This window comes from Achromobacter sp. UBA4530, from assembly GCF_002388205.1.
In the GTDB taxonomy this organism is placed as follows: domain Bacteria; phylum Pseudomonadota; class Gammaproteobacteria; order Burkholderiales; family Burkholderiaceae_B; genus Achromobacter; species Achromobacter animicus.
Genome location: NZ_DGMA01000008.1, coordinates 190623 through 209706 on the forward strand (window position 1 = coordinate 190623; position 19084 = coordinate 209706).

A 19084-nucleotide genomic window follows, 5' to 3' on the forward strand; every position below is an offset into this window, starting at 1 on the left:
GGAACTCTCATGCGTGAAGCCGTCATCGTTTCCACTGCCCGCACCCCCATTACCAAGGCGGGGCGCGGCGAATTCAACCTGATTGCCGGGCCCACGTTGGCCGCGCACGCCGTGCGTGCCGCCGTGGACCGCGCCGGCATCGACCCCGCGCTGATCGAAGACGCGTTCATCGGCTGCGGCTATCCGGAAGGCGCCACCGGGCGCAACATCGGCCGCCAGGCCGTGATCCGCGCGGAGCTGCCCGTCAGCGTCGGCGGCGCCACCATCAACCGCTATTGCGCATCCGGCCTGCAGGCGATCGCGTCGGCCGCGAGCCGAATCGTAATGGACGGCGCGCCCGCCGTGATTGCGGGCGGCGTCGAGCTGGTGTCGCAGATCCGCACCCGCGACGATGGCGTCAGCGGCATGGACCCGTGGATCGTCGCCAACAAGCCCGAGCTCTATCTGCCCATGATCGAGACCGCCGACATCGTGGCTGCCCGCTACGGCATCAGCCGCGAGGCGCAGGACCGCTTTGCCGCGCAAAGCCAGGCGCGCACCGAGGCCGCGCAAGCGGCGGGCCGCTACCGCGAGGAAATCATTCCGGTCACCACCACCATGTCCGTCACGGACCGCGCCACCGGCGCCGTCACCGAACGCGAAGTGACGGTGGACAAGGACACCTGCAACCGTCCCGGCACGACTTACGAGGCGCTGGCCGGCCTGGCGCCCGTGCGCGGCGAAGGCCAGTTCGTCACGGCGGGCAATGCCTCGCAGTTGTCCGACGGCGCGGCCGCCTGCGTGCTGATGGAAGCGGCCGAGGCACAGCGCGCCGGCATCCGTCCGCTGGGCGCGTTTCGCGGCCTTGCCATCGCCGGCTGCGAGCCGGACGAAATGGGCATCGGCCCGGTTTACGCAGTGCCCAAGCTGCTGGCGCGCCACGGCCTGAAAGTGCAGGACATCGACCTGTGGGAGCTGAACGAGGCATTTGCCTCGCAGGCCCTGTATTGCCAGGAAAAGCTGGGCATCCCCATGGACCGCCTGAACGTGGACGGCGGTTCCATTGCGCTGGGTCACCCCTTCGGCGTGACCGGCGCGCGGCTGGCTGGCCACGTCCTGATCGAAGGCCGCCGCCGCGGCGCCCGCTACGCCGTCGTCACGATGTGCATCGGCGGCGGCATGGGCGCGGCCGGCCTGTTTGAAATTTACTGAGAGACCCGCATGGATCTGGAATTCACCCCCGAAGAAATCGCCTTCCGCGACGAAGTGCGCGCCTTTCTGGACGCCAGGCTGCCCCGGCGTCTGGCGGACAAAGTTGGCGAAGGCAAGCTGCTGACGCGTGACGACATGACCGAATGGCACGCGATCCTGAACGCGCAAGGCTGGCTGGCCACGCACTGGCCCGAGGAATACGGCGGCACCGGCTGGACGGCCGCGCAGAAGTACATTTTCGACAACGAATGCGCACTGGCCAACGCCCCGCGCATCGTGCCGTTCGGCCTGAGCATGCTGGGGCCCGTGCTGATCAAGTACGGCACCGAGGCGCAGCGCCGTTACTGGCTGCCGCGTATTCTCGACGGCTTGGACTGGTGGTGCCAGGGCTACTCCGAACCCGGCGCGGGCTCGGACCTGGCATCGCTGAAAACCACCGCCGTGCGCGATGGCGACAGCTACGTCGTCAACGGACAGAAGACGTGGACCACGCTGGGCCAGTACGCCAACATGATCTTCTGCCTGGTGCGGACCTCGCAGGAAGGCCGGCGCCAGGAAGGCATCAGCTTTCTCCTGATCGACATGAACAGCCCGGGCATCGAAGTGCGTCCCATCATCACGCTGGACGGTGAACACGAAGTCAATGAGGTGTTCTTCTCGGACGTGCGCGTGCCGGTCGAAAACCTGGTGGGCGAGGAAAACCGCGGCTGGACGTGCGCCAAATATCTGCTGACCTATGAGCGCACCAACATCGCGGGCGTGGGCCAGTCCACGGCCGCGCTGGAACGTCTGAAGGCCGTGGCCGCGCGCCAGAAGCGGCATGGCCGCCCGCTGACCGAAGACCCGGATTTTGCCGCGCGGCTGGCGCGTGTCGAGATCGAGCTGGCCAACATGCGCACGACCAACCTGCGCGTGGTCGCGGCCGTGGCCGGCGGTGGCGCGCCCGGCGCGGAGAGTTCGATGCTGAAGATCCGCGGCACGCAGATCCGCCAGGAGATCAGCGCCTTGAACCGCCGCGCCATGGGCCCGTACGCGCGCCCCTTTGTGCCCGAGGCGCTGCACGATGGCTACGATGCGCCGCCCATCGGCCCGGACGGCGCCAACAGCGCCGCAGCGCAGTACTTCAACAACCGCAAGCTGTCGATCTTCGGCGGCTCCAATGAAATCCAGAAGAACATCATCTCCAAGATGATCCTGGGACTGTAAGGGCTGGCCATGAATTTCGAACACACCGAAGACCGGCGCATGCTCTCGGACATGCTGCGCCGCTTTGTCGCCGAGCAATACGACTTTGCCACCCGCATGCGCCACGCCGACTCGCCGCAGGGGTACAGCCCTGAATTCTGGCAACGCTACGCAGAGCTGGGCGCCATCGGCGCGCTGTTCACCGAGGCGGACGGCGGGCTGGGCGGCGCGGGCTTTGACATCTCTGTCGTCTTTGAAGCGCTGGGCCGCGGCATGGTCGTGGAACCCTTCCTGGATGCGGTGATGGTGGGCAGCGCGATCGCATCAAAGGGCACGCCGGATCAGCGCGAGGCATTGGAAGGCCTGATCGCCGGCAGCTTGACCGCCGCGCTGGCCCACGCCGAGCCGCAATCCGGGTACGACCTCAACCAGGTGCAGGCGCGTGCGCAACGCAGCGCCGACGGCTGGATGCTCAATGGCGCCAAGGCGGTCGTCTACGCGGGCGAACACGCGGATCTATTCCTGGTGTCGGCGCGGACGTCGGGCGCTGATGACGATGAGGCCGGCATCAGCCTCTTTCTGGTGACCAAGGCCACGCCCGGCCTGAGCCTGCGGAGCTACGGACTGATCGACGGCGGGCGCGCCGCGGAGCTGGTGCTGGACAACGTGCAGCTTGGACCCGGCGCGTTGCTGGGCGAAGCGGACGCCGGTTACCCGCTGCTGGAGCGCGCCGTGGGACGCGGCATCCTGGCGCTGTGCGCGGAGGCCGTCGGCGCCATGGACTGCGCGCGCGATGCCACGCTGGAATACCTGCGCACGCGCCGCCAGTTTGGCGCACCGCTCGGCAGCTTCCAGGCCTTGCAGCATCGCATGGCCGACGTGCTGCTGGAGATCGAACAGGCGCGCTCGGCCGTCATCAACGCGGCCGCCGCCGTCGACCATCCCGACCGTGTCACGCGCGAACGCGCGCTGTCGGCCGCCAAGGTCACCATCGGGCGCATCGGCACGCTGGTGGCCGAAGAATGCATCCAGCTGCATGGCGGCATCGGCATGACCTGGGAGTTGCCGCTGGCGCACTACGCCAAGCGCCTGGTCATGATCGACCATCAATTGGGCGACGAAGACCACCACCTGCGCCGCTACATTGCGCTGGGGCAGGCATGAACGCGGACGCACGGCCATGATCGAATCCCGTTCCGCCACCCTCTCCCGCCCCTTCGCCGCGCCCTTCCCCGTGCGTACTGCGCAGGACGTCCAGCGGCTGCAGGCGCGGCCGCTGGAAGAAACGCTGACGGTGCAAAGCACCTACGAGATCTTCTGCAATTCCGCGGCCGCGTTTGGCGAACGGCGCGCGCTGACCTTCCTGCGCAGCGCGGACCCCGCCGACGACGCCATCAGCTGGACCTATCAGGACCTGCTGGCCGGCATCCACCAGACCGCCAACCTGCTGCACAGCCTGGGCATCCGGGAAGGCGACGCCGTGGGCGTGCTGCTGCCCGGCTGCCTGGAATACCACCTTGCCCTCTGGGGCGGCGAGGCGGCCGGCATTGTTCAACCGCTCAATCCGCTGCTCACCGAAGACAAGCTGGCATCGCTGATGACGACGGCCGGCGCCAAGGCGCTGATCGCCTATGGATCCGACGTGGAGTGTGGCTCGTGGTCCAAGGCGCTGCGTCTGATGGAGCGCGTGCCGACCCTGAAGTCGCTGTTGCGCGTAGCGCCGTGGCATGAAGCCGAAGCGAACCGCCCCGCGCTGCCGGACTTCGCGCTGGATTTCAATGCCGCGCGTGCGGCCCAGCCTTCAGACCGGCTGGTCAGCGAACGCGTCATCCGCGCCAGCGACGTGGCGGCCTACTTCCACACGGGCGGCACCACGGGCGCGCCCAAGCTGGCGATCCACACGCACGCCAACCAGGTGTTTTCCGCCTGGGCGGCCGTGCAGCTGCAAAACGCAGGTCCCGGCGACGTGGTCATCAATGGCTATCCGCTGTTTCATGTGGCGGGCGTGCTGCCGGCATCGCTGGCGGCGTTGTCGTCCGGCGTCGAAACCGTCATTCCCACCACCCTGCTGCTGCGCAACCGCGACGTGCTGCGCAATTACTGGCGCCTTGTCGAAAAGCACCGTGCAACGTCGCTGCAGGGCGTGCCGACCATCCTGGCCGCGTTGGCGGAGGAGCCGTTGGCCGGCGCCGACATTTCGTCGCTCCGTTACTGCCGCACCGGCGCCGCACCCCTGCCCGCCGAGCTGGCCGCGCGCTTCAAGCGCCTCTTCGGCCTGCACGTCAGCGAAAGCCTGGGCATGACCGAAATGGCGGGCATCACCTCGATCTCGCCCCCCGGCTGCGAATTCCCCGTCAACTGCGTGGGGTTCCCGCTGCCGTATGTGCAAATCCGCATCGTCAGCCTGGACATGCCCGCGGGCCAGCCCGCGCGCGATCTGCCGCCCGGCACGCCGGGCATGGTGCTGATCAAGGCGCCGAACGTCATCCCCGGTTTTCTGGACGCCGACGACACCGCGCGCGCCTTCACCGAAGACGGCTGGCTCATCAGCGGCGACGTCGGCCTGATGGATGCCGAAGGCCGCCTGCATCTGCAGGGCCGCGCCAAGGACCTGATCATCCGCGGCGGCCACAACATCGACCCCAAGACTATCGAGGACGCGCTTGCCAGACACCCGGCGGTGCAGCTTTGCGCGGCAGTCGGCGCCCCCGATGCCTACGCGGGCGAATTGCCCATCGCCTTCGTCACGCTGGCCGAAGGCAGCGAGGTGACCGAGGCGGAATTGGTGGCTTACGCCGCTGAGCACGTGGACGAAGGCCCCGCACGGCCCAAGCGGGTCGTCGTGCTGGACACCATGCCGATGACCAACGTGGGCAAGATCTACAAACCCGATTTGCGCCGCCTGGCGACCGCCGTGTCGGTCGAGGCCGTGGTGGCGCGCACCCTGCAAGCGGCTGGCCGCGCGCAAGACGATCCCGTCTTCCGCGTGCTGGCCGATGCGCAACCGGATGTCGCCGTAGAAGCCGGCGCCGGTGCGCCCGCGCCGCTGAAAGCCCAGCTGCGCGAAGCGCTGTCCCGGCTGCCCGTCAAGGTCGACTTGCGCGACTGACTGGCCGCCCATAACAACCATCAGGCAAACCACCAGGAGACAAACAATATGAACCGACTTCCCCTGCGACGCGCTGTCCTTACCGCCCTGACGCTCACGCTGGCAAGCGCCGCGTTGCCCTTTTCCGCCAGCGCCCAGACGGACTTTCCCACCAAGCCCATCACCCTGATCGTGCCCTTCCCGGCCGGCGGATCCACCGACCGCCACCTGCGGATCGTGGCGCAGGACGCCTCGAAACACCTGGGCCAGCCCGTCATCGTGGAAAACCGGCCAGGCGCCGGCGGCACGCTGGGCACGGCGACCATGGCCAAGACGGCCAAGCCGGACGGCTACACCATCGCGCTGTACACGCTGGCGATGCTGCGCATGCCCTACATGCAGAAAAGCAGCTGGGATCCGATCAACGATTTCACCTTCATCCTGGGCCTGTCGGGCTATACCTTCGGCTTCACGGTGCGCTCCGATTCGCCGTACAAGACCTTCAACGAGTACATCGAGGCGGCGCGCAAGGCGCCCGGCAAGATCGATTACGGCTCGACCGGCATTGGCTCGTCGCCGCATTTGATCATCGAAGAGATCGCCATCAACGCCAACGTCAAGCTCAACCACGTGCCGTTCAAGGGCAACGCCGACATGCAGCAGGCGCTGCTGGGCGGCCATGTCATGGCGCAGAGCGACGCCACCGGTTGGGACCAGTTCGTCGATTCCGGCAAGATGCGCCTGCTGGTCACCTTTGGCGAGAAGCGCACCACGCGGTGGCCCGACGTGCCGACCGCGCAAGAGCTGGGCTACAAGGTCGTGTCCACGTCGCCGTATGGTCTGGCCGGTCCGAAGGGCATGGACCCGGCGGTCGTGAAGATCCTGCATGACGCGTTCAAGAAGGCGCTGTTCGACCAGGCCAGCATTGACGTCATGAAGCAGCTCAATCAGGAACCGGCCTACCGCAGCAGCGAGGACTACAAGGCCTGGGCGCAGGCCACCTTCGTCAAGGAAAAGGCATTGATCGAAAACCTGGGGTTGATGGCCAAGTAGCGCGACAAGCTGGCGGGACGAGCAAGTGGGACGGACGCCGGGAGGACAGGGGCAGGCCGGCAGGCGCTGCTGCCCCGGTCCCGGCGCCGCGCGCAGCCCCGCACCCTTAGGAAGGAGCGTGCAGACAGATTTTGTATGCAAGAAATGTCTGCCGCCCCGGCCGCCTTTTGTTAGACTGGCTGCCCGACGATTTCCCGCTACCGGCAGCCCTGCCGCGCCTCATGAATCAGGACGTCCAGCCAGACCCCAGCGCCGACGACATCGCCCAGGAAGTGTCCGCCGCCATCGTGGCGCACAAGCTTCCGCCCGGCACCCGGCTGCGCGAGGAGGCCCTGGCCCGGGTCTACAAGGTCAGCCGCACCAAGATCCGCGCCGCGCTCCTGATGCTGTCCAAGGACAAGCTCATCAACATCGTTCCCGACAAGGGCGCCTTCGTCAGCAAGCCCGACGCGAACGAGGCGCGCGAGGTCTACGCCGTGCGCCGCATCCTGGAAGCGGCATTGGCCCGGGAGTTCGTGGCCTGCGCCAATACCGCCGACTTCCGCCGCATCGATGCGCATCTGGCCGAGGAACGCCGGGCCCTGGAAAGCGGCGACGTGCAGGCGAGAAACCGGTTGCTCAGCCAGTTCCACATCCTGCTTGCCGAAACCGTGGGCAACTCGGTGCTGACCGGCATGCTGCGCGAATTGTCGGCGCGCAGCGCGGTAATCACTGTGCTGTATCAAAGCTCCCACGACGCCAATTGCTCGTCGCGCGAACATCACGCCTTCATCGAGGCGGCGCGCGCCGGCGATGCCGATCGCGCCTGCGCCCTGATGGACGAACACCTGGAACACGTGCTGGCCGCGCTGGATTTCAGCGGTGACCGACAGGCGGGCAGCGATCTGGTTGCCGCGCTGCTGAGCTGAGACGCGGCTGAGCTGACGCGCTGCGGACCTGAGACGCGGCTTGCCTGACGCGCATTCCGCTCCGCTGCGCTATCCCGCCCGCAGCAATTGCTCCATGCGCTGCTGAAGCCAGCGTTCCGTCTCGTTCAACACGGCCCCTTGCAGCCACAACGTCCGCACGGACAGCATCGGCAGGGCCAGTTCCGCGCACGGCACCGGCGTCAGCGTGGTGCTGAAGCTCTCGTATTCCGCGATATTCAGCGGCAGGATCGCAAAGCCCAGGCCGTCGGCCACCATGCCCGCGATGCTGTAGAAGCTGTCGGTGCGCCACACTGTGGGACTGAGCACCATGTCCTCAACGCCTTCCATCTGCATGACAAGCTGGCGGTGACGCGCCAGGTCTTCGCGCGACACCTGCGGCAGCGCAGCCAGCGGATGGCCAGACGCCACGAAGATCCCTTGCGCCACGTTGCCCAGCGAACGGTGCGCAAAGTCGCTGCCGGGGTCGCCCCGGTCGAAGTGGAACGCGATGCTGGCCCGGCCCTGCCGCACGTAATCGGCAACCTCGGTCGCGGTGCCGTTCAACTGCGTCAGCTCAAGCGCCGGGAATCGCTCGGCCAGTTCCAGCGCCAGCGCGCCTAGCACCAGATACGGCAAGGCCTCGTCCAGCGCAATCGACAGTCGCGCCTCCTGGCCTCCGGCAAACGCCAGCGCGCGCTGCGACAGCCCGCCCGCCTGGCGCAGCAGTTCTTTCGCTTCCCGCAGCATCACCTCGCCGGCCGGCGTCAGCACCGCATTGCGGCGCGACCGGTCAAAGAGTTCCACGCCCAGATCCGCCTCCAGCAGGCCCACCGCCGTGCTGACCGCGGACTGGGCGCGGCCGATGCGGCGCGCCGCCGCCGAGAACGATCCGGCCTCCGCCGCCGCCACGAATTGCCGTAGTTGGTCCAAGGTCCATTGCATGGTGTGCTCCTTTCAATCCATCGATTTTATAGATGCAATCCAACTTTTTATGGCGGATATGTAGATGGATAATGCCAGCCCGTGTTCCCGAGCGCGCACGCCGCGAGTGGAAACACGGTCTTTTTAGGAGTAGAACCATGCAGCGGACTCATTCGAACGCTGTTGCCGCGGCCACCCCCGGCCGCTGGCTGGTGCTGGCCATCGTGTCCAGCGCCTTGCTGCTGATCGTCGTCGACATGACGGTCCTGTACACCGCCCTGCCGCGGCTCACCCAAGAACTTGGCGTCACCGCATCCGCCAAGCTGTGGATCGTGAACGTATATGCGTTGGTCGTGTCCGGCCTGTTGCTGGGCATGGGCACGCTGGGCGACCGGCTGGGCCACAAGCGCCTTTTCATGATGGGGCTGGCCGTATTCGGCGCGGCGTCGCTCGCCGCCGCCTATTCGCCCGGCGCGGTCGTCCTGATCGCGGCCCGCGCGCTGCTGGGTGTGGGCGCGGCGATGATAATGCCCGCCACGCTGTCCATCCTGCGCCTGGCGTTTGCCGACGAGCGCGAGCGCGCCGTGGCGATTGGCGTCTGGGCGTCGGTCGCCTCGGGCGGCGCCGCGCTCGGACCCGTCGTGGGCGGCCTGCTGCTGGAGCATTTCTGGTGGGGCTCGGTGTTTCTCATCAACGTCCCCATCGTGCTGCTGGCGTTGCCGCTGGCATGGCGGTTCATCCCGGCAAGCCAGCCCGACGCATCGCGGCCGTGGGATCTGGTCGGCTCCTTGCAGGTGATGGCGGGCATGATCCTGTGCGCCTACGCGCTCAAGGAACTGGGGCGTGCGTCGCCGTCCTGGCTGCACGCCATCGTGGCCTGCGCGGCGGGCGCCGCCATGCTGGCCGTTTTCGTGCGCCGTCAGCGGCGGCGGCCCTATCCGCTGATCGACTTCGCCATCTTCCGCAACGCGTCCTTCAGTTCGGCCGTCGCCGCCGCCTTGTTTGCCGCCGCGGCGCTGCTGGGCATGGAGCTGGTGTTCAGCCAGCGCCTGCAACTGGTGCTGGGCATGTCGCCGATCCAGTCCGCGCTGTTCATCCTGCCGCTGCCGCTGGCCGCCTTTGTCGCCGGGCCGCTCGCGGGTCTTCTGCTCGGGCGCGTGGGCAGCCGGCGCATGCTGTTCCTGTCGCTGCTGGTGTCAGGCGCGGGGATGGGCGGGTACCTCCTGACCTATGATGCGGCGGTCATCCCGCAGATGATCAGCCTGTGCGTGCTGGGACTGGGCATCGGCGCCACCATGACCGCCGCCTCCAGCACCATCATGCAAAGCGCCACGCCCGAGCGCGCCGGCATGGCGGCGTCGATCGAGGAAGTCTCGTATGAGCTGGGCGGCGCGCTGGGCGTGACGCTGATGGGTTCGATCCTGTCGGGCGTGTATGCGCAGTCGCTGTCCGTGCCTGCGGGCGTGGCGGCCACCGGCGCGGCGCGCGACAGCCTGGACGAGGCGCTTGTCGTCGCCGAAAGCCTGCCCGCGGAGCTGGCGGCTTCGCTGACCGAGTTGGCGCGCGGCGCCTTCGAGACGGGCTACGCGGTGGTGATCGCCACCGCCACGATCATGCTGCTGGGCACTGCCGCGTTCGTGCTGCTGAACCGCGCCCGCCGGGCGGTTCAGCCGGGCTAAATCCCGGTACGCGGCGGGAGCGGTCTGCCTAAGTGCGGACGCACTGTCCGTACCGATCAGCCGTTGCGGAATGCGTGGTCCATGTCCGCGATCAGGTCTTCCTCGTGCTCCAGGCCGATCGACACCCGGATCAGGCCTTCGGACACGCCCGCGGCATCACGCTCCGCCGCGGGCACGCCGGAATGCGTGGTCGACGCCGGGTGGCACACCAGCGTCTCCGTGCCGCCCAGGCTGACGGCCGAACGGAACAGATGCAGCGCATTGATGAAGCGGAAGGCGCGCTCGCGGCCGCCGTCCAGCACGAAGGCGAACGTCGAACCCGGCCCGGTGCATTGCCGCTTGTACACCTCCTGGTAGGCGCGATCGGCGATCAGTTCCGGGTGGAACACCTGCACCTTTTCGTGCGGATTGCCCGCCAGCCATTCCGCCACGCGGGTTGCCGTGCGTGCCGCCTGCTTCATGCGCAGGACCACCGTTTCCATTGACCGCGTGATCATCCAGCAAGAATGCGGATCCAGTTGCGACCCGAAGGCGCTGCGGATCGCGCGCACCTTCTTGATGAGCTCCTTGCTGCCGGTGACCGCCCCCGCCACCAGATCGCTATGGCCGCCAACATACTTGGTCAGCGAATACACCGACAGATCCACCCCGTGCTCCGCCGGTTTCTGGAAGATCGGCCCGAGCAGCGTGTTGTCGCACACCGAGATCGGCCGGTAGCCGTGACGCGTTTCGAACGCATCCAGCTCGTTCTTCATGGCCTCGAAGTCGAACAGCGCGTTGGTGGGATTGGCGGGCGTTTCGACATAGAAAAGCTTTACCGGCCCCTTGGCTGCGGCCTCTTCCAGCGCGGTGCGCATGTTGCGCGGCGACAGCCCGTCCGCCACGGGATGCGACCCAACGCCCCACTCCGGGAAGATCTTGCCGATCAGCGTCTCGGTGCCGCCATAGAGCGGCACGGACTGCACCAGTTGATCGCCCGGCCGCAGAAACGCCATCAGCACCGCGCTGATCGCGGACATGCCGCTGGAAGTGACGGCGGCATCCTGCGAACCGTCCAGCAGCGAGAGCCGGTCTTCCACGATTTCCAGGTTCGGATGATTGAACCGGCTGTACACCAGCCCCGCCGTCTCGCCCTGCGGCAAGGGCTTGCGGCCCGACACCAAGTCAAAGAACGCCGCGCCGTCCTCGGCCGTGCGGAACGCGAAGGTGGACGTCAGAAACACCGGCGGCTTGACCGCCCCCTCGGACAGATAGGGATCGTAGCCATAGGACATCATCTGCGTCTCGGCATGCAATGGGCGGCCGAAGATGTCCTTCTTGTGATAGCTCGAGTAAGTCATGGTGTGCCTCATTCTGGTGTTCCAGCCGACCGGGCGGGCGCGACATGCATCTTGCAGACAATAACGCCGCGCCGCGGGCGAAACATTGCAGGTTGTGACGGGTAGGGGCGCCTGCACGCCGATCGTGCGCGGGGTGGATCTTCCAGGCAGACTGGGCGGATCGAGGGCTGCAGCTGCGCCCGATGCCGCCCCCGCCAATCCCCGACATGCCAAACCAAAGAGCCGCTGTTTGTTTTTTTAATGTACTAGTAAGGCGAATACCCTAGGGTAAACACGGCCTTTTCTCGCGCAATTCGCGGATCTATAAACACGTATTGTTTTTTTTATGTGTTTCTAAGATGAAAATCGCACTGATTGGATGCGGCGAGGTCGGCCACTGCTACACCCGTGCCTGGATCGCCGCAGGACATCGCATCGTCGGCGTCTGCGACCTGCGCTCGGACGCGGAAATGGCGGATCGCGCCAAGGCCGCAGACGCGGCCTTGCATGCCGAACCGGGCGCCTGGCTGGCCGAGGCCGACGTCGTGGTCTCGGCCGTGTACGGCTACAGCGCGGCGGAAGTCGCCGCGCAAGCCTTTCCCCACATGCGCACCGGCGCCGTCTACGCGGACTTCACCACCGCCAGCGCGCCCGACATGCAGCAGGCAGCCGCCGCCGCTGCCGCGAGCGCCATCCCGTTCATGGACGTGGCCATCATGGGCGCCATTGCTCTGCTCGCCGAAAAGACGCCACTGTTATGCGCCGGCGAAGGCGCGGCCGTGGTGACGGCGCTGGGCGAAAGCGCGGGCGCCACGGTCCGGATTATCGAAGGCAAACCCGGCGACGCGGTGCGCCTGAAGCTCTTGCGCAGCATCATGACCAAAGGCATGGAAAGCCTGGCCGTCGAATGCCTGGTGGCGGCCGAGCGCATGGGTCTGCGCGAGTCGCTTTACGAAGTGCTGGCCGACATCGACCGCACGCCGCTGACGGCATTCATGGACTCGTTCGTGCGCTCGCACGTGCTGCATGCGCCGCGCCGGCTGGCCGAGGTCCGCGAAGCGCGCGACCAGATCCATGAAGCTGGCCTTGCGCCGCTGGTCCTTGATGGCGTCGAACAGCTCTTTGCACGCTCCACCCGCGGCATCGAGGCCGCGCGCGCCAAGGGCGAAGCCCCGGCGCCCGACACGGTCGAGGCGCGCCTGGCCTGGCTGACCACGCTGGCCCGCCAGTCCTGACACCCCCACCGCGCCACAGAGCGCGGACCGAATCTGCAAACACTCCGTGAGGAAGACAATGAAACTGTTCAAGAAACTGCTGGCCGCAACGCTCGTGCTGGGCTGCGCCGCCGCGCATGGCGCCGACCTGGGCAAGTCCCCCATCACCCTGATCTCGCCGTTTCCCCCCGGCGGCGGCACCGACACCCTGACGCGCATGATCGGCAGCGCCATCAGCCAGGACGCCGGCTGGAACATCGTCGTCGAGAACAAGCCCGGCGCCGGCGGCAACCTGGCGCTGGACGCCACGGCGCGCGCTCAACCCGACGGCCACACGCTGGTCATGGCGCAGACCGACAACATCGTGCTGAACCCCTGGCTCTACAGCAAGCTCAGCTACGACACCTTCAAAGACTTCAAGCCGGTCGGCCCCGTGGCGTCTTCGCCCAGCGTCTTCGTCGTGGTGCCCGATTCGCCGTTCAAGACCATCGCCGACGTCGTCAAGGCCGCGCAGGCGCGCCCCAACCAGGTTTCGCTCGGCATTCCCGGCATCGGCGGCACGGGCGACCTGACCGGCTACTTGTGGCGCAAGGCCGCCAACATGGAACTGATGCACGTGCCGTACCGCGGCTGGAGCCAGGCATTCCCCGACCTGGCCAGCGGCCGGATCGACATTTACGTGGGCTCCGTCGCGTCGCTGCTGCCGCAGATCCGCGGCGGCAAGGTGCGCGCGCTGGGCGTCGTCGCGAGCGAGCGTTCGCCCGCCCTGCCCGACGTGCCGACCTTTCCTGAAAGCGGTTTTCCGACCATCAACCAGTCGATCTGGTGGGGCCTGATGGCGCCGGGCAAGACGCCCGATGACGTGATCGCCGCGCTGAACAGCGAGCTGCAAAAGGTGCAGTCCAACCCCGAACTGATCAAGAAGCTTGAAGACGCCGGCTACAGCGTGCTCAAGGGCTCGCCCGAAGACCTGGCGCGCCGCCACCGCACGGACCACGACGCCTTCGGCAAGGTCGTGCAGGAAGCCGGCATTCCGAAGCAGTGAACCCGATTTGTAGATATTCCGCTATCAGGAGCAGTGATGACAGGTTTTGAAATCCACGCCCGCCAACGCGCGGTCAGCAAGGAACTAGTCGACAAATTCCGCCAGGTGCCGGTCGCTAACGTCAGCGACTGCATGTCGCGCATGACGGCCGGCGGCGCGCGCCTGCGGCCCATGCACGACGGCACGCCGCTGGCCGGCCCGGCGCTCACCGTGCGCACGCGTCCTGGCGACAACCTGCTGGTGCACAAGGCGCTGAGCCTGGCGCAACCGGGCGACGTCATCGTGGTCGACGCCGGCGGCGATCTGACCAACGCGATCATCGGCGAGATCATGACGACCTACGCCGAGTCGCGCGGCATCGCGGGCATCATCATCAACGGCGCCATCCGCGACTGCGGCACCATCCGCCGCAGCGCGTTTCCCGTCTATGCGGCCGGCGTCACGCACCGCGGGCCGTACAAGGACGGCCCCGGCGAGATCAACTGCGTGGTCGCGCTGGACGGCATGACCATCGCCCCGGGCGATCTGATCCTGGGCGACGACGACGGGCTGCTTGCCGTGCCGTTCGATCAGGCGCAGGCCATTTTTGAGGCCGCAGCGGCAAAGCACGACGTGGAAACCAAGATGCTGGCGGACATTGCTGCGGGCACGCTGGATACGTCGTGGGTCGACGCCCGTCTGCGCGCGTTGGGCTGCACGGGAGTCTGACCATGAGCGATGCGGCAGTCAGCAGGCCCGAACTGCGCGTCGCGCGCCTGGATCTGTGGATCGATCCGGTGTTCGACGAGACGATTGCGCGGGACGGCACGCTGGACCTGCGCGTGCTGCCGGCCGGCGGCGACGCCGTGACGGCGGCCGGCCTGGCCGGCGCGCATGCTTACCACGTCAGTGCGGCGAAAGACGAGATCCCGGCGCGGTGGCAGGTGTCGGCGGACCTGTTGGCCCATTGCCCGCAGTTGCTGTGCGTGTCGTCGGGCGGCGCGGGCTACGACACGGTGGATGTGGCCGCATGCACCCGCGCGGGCGTGGCGGTCGTCAACCAGGCCGGCGCCAATGCCGCGTCGGTCGCCGAAATGACCTTCGCCCTGCTGCTGTCGCTGGTCAAGCGGCTGGGCGAATCGGAAGCCGCACTGCGCGCGGGCACTGCCGTCAGCCGCGAGGCCCTGATGGGTCACGAGATCGAAGGCCGCGTCATCGGCATCGTGGGCATCGGCGAGATCGGACGCAGGGTGGCGCGGATCGCAACGGGTTTCGGCCTGAAGGTCATTGCGTACGATCCGCTGCTGACGGACGCACAGATCGCCGAACGCGGCGCCGCGCCCGTCTCGTTTGATGCGCTGCTGGAACAGGCAGACATCGTCAGCCTGCACTGCCCGCTGAACGCCGTCACGCGCGGGATGGTCGACGCCGCCGCCTTGCGCCGGATGAAGCGCGGCGCGCTGTTCGTCTCCACTGCACGCGGCGGCATCCATGACGAAGACGCCCTGCTCGCGGCGCTGGAATCCGGTCATATTGCGGGTGCTGGCCTGGACGTGTGGCAGGTGGAACCGCCGCCTCCGCGCAGCGGCCTTTTGCAGCGGTCGGACGTGGCCGCCGCCTTCCACACGGGCGGCGTCACGCACGAAGGCCGCCGCAAGGTGGCACAGGGTTCGGCCACGCAGATCCTGGACATGCTCGCCGGGCGCAAGCCGGCGCGTCTGCTCAATCCCGAGGTCTGGCCGCGCTTTCTGGCGCGTCTGGCGGAGCACGGGGTGAAGGTGTAGAACCCGCCTGCGCGGCGGCCAACGCCTCGGCGCCCATGGTCCCGCGCGCCGTTGTTATAGTCCCAGCTTCCAAATCCGAGAAGAGCCAAGCCGCGTCATGTCGAGCGCCAGTGATTACGTATACGGAGAGTTGCGCCGCCGCCTGATGGCCGGCTCGTTCCTGCCCGGCGAACCGCTGCGCGAGGAGCACATCGCCGCGCAGCTTTCCGTCAGCCGCACGCCCGTGCGCAACGCGATCGAACGCCTGATCGCGGACGGCCTGGTCACCCGCGAAGGCCGGCGCGGCGCGGTCGTGCTGGGCTGGCAGGACCGCGACATCGACGAGGCCTTCGAGCTGCGCATGCTGCTCGAACCCTATTCCGCCAAGGCCGCCGCCGAGCGCGCCACGCCTGAGCAAATCGACGAACTGGACCGCATCAACCAGTGCATGCTCGACGCCGTGAACTCCGGCGCGCCCGACCACGTTGCCCAAGTCCAGCACTACAACAATCTGTTCCACCACGCCCTGCTCAACGCCGCGCAGTCGGCGCGGGTGCGATCCCTGGTCGAGAACCTGCTGGACATGCCGATCATCATCGGCTCGTTCTACTTCTACGGCCGCGACGACATGCTGCGCAGCGTGGAACACCATCGCCAGATCATCGCCGCCATCCGCGCGCGCGATCCCGAATGCGCCGAGATCGCGGTGCGCTTTCATCTGGCGACGACCCACCTTCTGTTCCGGTCGCATCGCAAGGACGGCAAGACGGGCGGGTAGCCTGCGGCGGGACTATCGAAGGCCATTTGCCGCGGCTCGCCCGCAAGGCAGTGGCAATGCATGGGGGGCAGTGTCATCGACGTGTAGCAACACGCCCCTAGAGTGTCGGCTCCGATTGAATCCCAAAGAGGACTTTCATTTTGAAATCGACACTCCGCATTGCGGCGGCTGGCGCCTGCCTGTCCGCTTTCTCCCTGGCAGCGCCCGCCGCGCTCGCCGCCACCGCCACCTCGGTCCAGCTTTATGGCCTGATCGACACCGGCCTGCAGTACCTCAGCAACGGTCCCGACGGCAACAGCAAGACGGGCATGAGCGCAGGCAACCTGAACGGTTCGCGTTGGGGTCTGAAGGGTTCCGAGGACCTGGGCGACGGCGTTTCCGCCATCTTCGTGCTTGAAAACGGCTTTGACTCCAGCAACGGCACCACGCTGCAAGGCGGACGGCTGTTCGGGCGCCAGGCCTACGTGGGCTTTTCCAGCAACACGTGGGGCCGCCTGACGCTGGGGCGCCACAACACGCTGATGATCGAATGGATGAGCAAGTACAACCCGTTCGACAACGCCAACTTCTCGATCAAGCGGCCTGACGCCGCGTTCTCGGACCGTACCGACAACGCCGTCATGTACGTCGGCAAGCTGGGCCCCGTGTCCGTCGGCGGCTACTACAGCTTCGGCTGGAACAACGAACAGTCGTTCGATGACAGCAAGCTAGGACGCATGGTGGGCGGCGGTCTGCGCTACAAGTCGGGCGGTCTGGACGCCGCGGTGCTGTATCACTCGAAGAACGCTGACAAACCCAAGACGGGCGCCAACAGCGGCAACCGCGAAGACCGCGTGGTCGCGGGCGTGTCGTACGACTTCGAGGACGTCAAGGTCTACGCCGGCTACCGCTGGCTGGACCAGAAGCTGACGCAGCGCAGCTACAAGAACAACATGACGTGGCTGGGCGCCAGCTACAAGCCGCAGGGCAACATGCGCCTGTCGGCCGCCGTCTACCACCTGAACGACTCGGTGTGCGACGACATGAATAACGCTGCCTGCCCCGCCGTGCAGGCCGCCGGCACGGGCCAGAAGTCCACCATGATCGTGCTCGGCAATGAATACGATCTGTCCAAGCGCACCACGCTGTACGCGGTGGCTGCTTACGCCATCAACGACGACAAATCGTCCTTGAGCGTGGTCGGCGGCAAGTATGGCGCCAACGTCGAACCGGGCAAGAACCAGTTCGGCCTGAACCTCGGCATGCGGCATCGGTTTTGAACGCGCCCGCCTCCAATGCCGGCGGCACGGCCATCGCCGTGCGCGGCCTGCGGCATGCGTTCAACGGCCATACGGTGCTGGACGGCGTGGACCTGGACGTGCCTGCGGGCACGGTCCTGGCGCTGCTTGGGCCGTCCGGCTGCGGCAAGAGCACGCTGCTCAAGGCGCTGGCCGGCCTCTTGCGGCCGCAGCACGGCGACATCCGGTTCGGCGGCGCGGTGGTCAGCGGCGCGGACCAGTACGAGCCGCCGGAGCGCCGGGGCCTGGGCATGGTGTTTCAGGACTACGCCCTCTGGCCGCACATGAGCGTGGCCAGCAACGTGGGCTTTCCGCTTGAAATGCGGGGCGTCTCGCGCCGCGAGCGCCCCGCGCTCGTGCGCGACGCCCTGGCCATGGTCGGCCTGCACGAACATGCCGAACGCCGCCCCGCCGACCTGTCCGGCGGCCAGCAGCAGCGCGTGGCGCTGGCGCGCGCCATTGTCGCCCGCCCGCGCGTGCTGCTGTTCGACGAACCCCTCTCCAATTTGGACCGGACGCTGCGCGAAACGCTATGCGCCGAGATCGGCGCACTGCTGCGCCGCATCGGCACGACCGCCGTCTACGTCACCCACGACCACGAGGAAGCCCATGCGCTGGCGCACACGATCGCCCGCATGCAAAACGGCCGCATCGCCGAACTCGTTCCGGTCAACAAGGACTCTGCTTAAATGTCACTCGCACCTTCTTCCCAACTACTCGCAACGCTCTTCATGACGCTTTCTATCGGATTGGCCTCGGGCCAGGCCAAGGCGCTGACCGTCTACACCGCCGGACCGGGCGGCCTCATCAAGCAATTGGCAGCCGGCTTCCAGGACAAGACCGGCATCAAGGTGGACGTGTTCCAGGCCACCACGGGCAAGGTCATGGCGCGCCTGGAGGCCGAAGCGGCCAACCCGCGCGCCGACGTGCTGATCTCGGCCTCCTGGGACACCGCCCAGGACCTGGACCAGCGCGGCTGGCTGATGGCCTACGAAAGCCCGAACGCCGCGCAGGTGCCTGCGCGCTTCAAGGCGCCCACCTATGTCGCGCAAGGCATCTCCGCGCTGGGCATCGTCTGGAACACGAAGAGCGGCACGCCCGAACCGCGCGACTGGTCAGATCTGACCGCCCCGCAATTCAAGCAGTTCGTCACCATGCCGGATCCGGCCCTGTCAGGCGCGTCGCTCGACCTGCTGCTGGGTCTGCAAAACGCCCAGGGCGAGGCCGCGTGGAAGCTGTTCGAAACGCTGCGCGACAACGGCATGACCATCTCCGGCCCCAATGCCCAGGCGTTGACGCCAGTGCTGCAAGGCGCGAAGGCGGCGGTGTTCGGCGCGGTGGATTACGTGTCGTATGCCAGCGTCGCCAAGGGCGAATCGGTGAAGGTCATCTTCCCGTCCAGCGGCACCGCGATCGCTCCGCGTCCCATGATGATCCTGAAGACCGCGCGCCAGGCCGACGAGGCGCGCAAGTTCGTGGATTACGTGCTGTCCGAAGAAGGCCAGCGCGCCGTGGCGGACGCCTGGCTGATGCCCGCGCGTCAGGACGTGGCGGCCAAGCGGCCCGTGTTCAAGGATCTGGCCCTGCTGCCCGACACCGCCACCGAATCCGGCGCCAGCCGGGCCGAGGTGCTGACCCGCTTCGGCCGGATCTTCGGCCAACACTGACAGGCCGGGATGCCGGC

17 protein-coding genes are annotated in these 19084 nt (G+C 67.2%); 15 read left to right on the forward strand and 2 right to left on the reverse strand.

The window, feature by feature from the left end; genetic code table 11:
* Window positions 1-9 precede the first annotated feature (9 nt).
* From B2W22_RS07710 to B2W22_RS07735, 6 genes are all read left to right on the forward strand, one after another.
* Window positions 10-1191, forward strand: coding sequence for an acetyl-CoA C-acyltransferase (locus B2W22_RS07710; protein WP_105239242.1), 1182 nt, complete (start codon window positions 10-12; stop codon window positions 1189-1191).
* A 9-nt stretch (window positions 1192-1200) separates the two neighbouring features.
* Entirely contained in the window at window positions 1201-2397 is a 1197-nt protein-coding gene (locus tag B2W22_RS07715) for an acyl-CoA dehydrogenase family protein (RefSeq protein WP_286937007.1), read from the forward strand.
* A 9-nt stretch (window positions 2398-2406) separates the two neighbouring features.
* The gene (locus B2W22_RS07720; protein ID WP_286937009.1) at window positions 2407-3540 is read left to right on the forward strand and encodes an acyl-CoA dehydrogenase family protein; all 1134 of its coding nucleotides are present in this window, start codon (window positions 2407-2409) and stop codon (window positions 3538-3540) included.
* 16 nt (window positions 3541-3556) lie between these two features.
* On the forward strand, window positions 3557-5485 hold the full coding sequence (locus tag B2W22_RS07725; RefSeq protein ID WP_286937010.1) for an acyl-CoA synthetase: 1929 nt from the start codon (window positions 3557-3559) through the stop codon (window positions 5483-5485).
* A 48-nt stretch (window positions 5486-5533) separates the two neighbouring features.
* Window positions 5534-6517: a tripartite tricarboxylate transporter substrate binding protein gene (locus B2W22_RS07730; protein ID WP_286937012.1), complete on the forward strand. Its 984-nt coding sequence runs from the start codon at window positions 5534-5536 to the stop codon at window positions 6515-6517.
* A 221-nt stretch (window positions 6518-6738) separates the two neighbouring features.
* Window positions 6739-7425 carry a GntR family transcriptional regulator gene (locus B2W22_RS07735; RefSeq protein ID WP_175121224.1) on the forward strand — a complete coding sequence of 229 codons (687 nt, stop codon included), beginning with the start codon at window positions 6739-6741 and terminating at the stop codon, window positions 7423-7425.
* A gap of 69 nt (window positions 7426-7494) precedes the next feature.
* Here the strand turns inward: B2W22_RS07735 and B2W22_RS07740 are convergent, their stop codons facing one another.
* The gene (locus B2W22_RS07740) at window positions 7495-8367 is read right to left on the reverse strand and encodes a LysR family transcriptional regulator (protein WP_218344153.1); all 873 of its coding nucleotides are present in this window, start codon (window positions 8365-8367) and stop codon (window positions 7495-7497) included.
* Between the two features lie 137 nt (window positions 8368-8504).
* On the opposite strand from B2W22_RS07740, the gene B2W22_RS07745 reads away from it, so the two are divergent.
* A complete protein-coding gene (locus tag B2W22_RS07745) occupies window positions 8505-10025 on the forward strand; it encodes an MFS transporter (RefSeq protein ID WP_286937015.1) in 1521 nt (506 codons plus the stop codon).
* A 56-nt stretch (window positions 10026-10081) separates the two neighbouring features.
* Here B2W22_RS07745 and B2W22_RS07750 read toward each other — a convergent pair whose 3' ends face one another.
* Window positions 10082-11365 (reverse strand): cystathionine gamma-synthase family protein, encoded by a 1284-nt coding sequence (locus B2W22_RS07750; RefSeq protein WP_175121220.1) that lies wholly within the window; start codon window positions 11363-11365, stop codon window positions 10082-10084.
* Window positions 11366-11703: 338 nt separating this feature from the next.
* Between B2W22_RS07750 and B2W22_RS07755 the strand changes: the two genes are divergently transcribed.
* The 8 genes from B2W22_RS07755 (at window position 11704) to B2W22_RS07790 (ending at window position 19067) form a co-directional block, all read left to right on the forward strand.
* Complete coding sequence (locus B2W22_RS07755) at window positions 11704-12579, forward strand: NAD(P)-binding domain-containing protein (RefSeq protein WP_286937036.1); 876 nt, start codon at window positions 11704-11706, stop codon at window positions 12577-12579.
* Between the two features lie 58 nt (window positions 12580-12637).
* A complete protein-coding gene (locus B2W22_RS07760; RefSeq protein WP_175183700.1) occupies window positions 12638-13603 on the forward strand; it encodes a Bug family tripartite tricarboxylate transporter substrate binding protein in 966 nt (321 codons plus the stop codon).
* Window positions 13604-13639: 36 nt separating this feature from the next.
* Window positions 13640-14311 carry an RraA family protein gene (locus B2W22_RS07765; RefSeq protein ID WP_056561950.1) on the forward strand — a complete coding sequence of 224 codons (672 nt, stop codon included), beginning with the start codon at window positions 13640-13642 and terminating at the stop codon, window positions 14309-14311.
* A 2-nt stretch (window positions 14312-14313) separates the two neighbouring features.
* Window positions 14314-15366 carry an NAD(P)-dependent oxidoreductase gene (locus B2W22_RS07770; RefSeq protein ID WP_286937038.1) on the forward strand — a complete coding sequence of 351 codons (1053 nt, stop codon included), beginning with the start codon at window positions 14314-14316 and terminating at the stop codon, window positions 15364-15366.
* Window positions 15367-15463: 97 nt separating this feature from the next.
* On the forward strand, window positions 15464-16123 hold the full coding sequence (locus B2W22_RS07775) for a GntR family transcriptional regulator (protein WP_175121215.1): 660 nt from the start codon (window positions 15464-15466) through the stop codon (window positions 16121-16123).
* A gap of 140 nt (window positions 16124-16263) precedes the next feature.
* A complete protein-coding gene (locus B2W22_RS07780; protein WP_218344169.1) occupies window positions 16264-17382 on the forward strand; it encodes a porin in 1119 nt (372 codons plus the stop codon).
* Window positions 17379-18089: an ABC transporter ATP-binding protein gene (locus tag B2W22_RS07785; RefSeq protein WP_175183719.1), complete on the forward strand. Its 711-nt coding sequence runs from the start codon at window positions 17379-17381 to the stop codon at window positions 18087-18089. Before B2W22_RS07780 ends, B2W22_RS07785 begins: the two co-directional genes overlap by 4 nt.
* Before the next feature lie 42 nt (window positions 18090-18131).
* Window positions 18132-19067 carry an ABC transporter substrate-binding protein gene (locus tag B2W22_RS07790; protein ID WP_286937040.1) on the forward strand — a complete coding sequence of 312 codons (936 nt, stop codon included), beginning with the start codon at window positions 18132-18134 and terminating at the stop codon, window positions 19065-19067.
* Window positions 19068-19084: the final 17 nt, after the last annotated feature.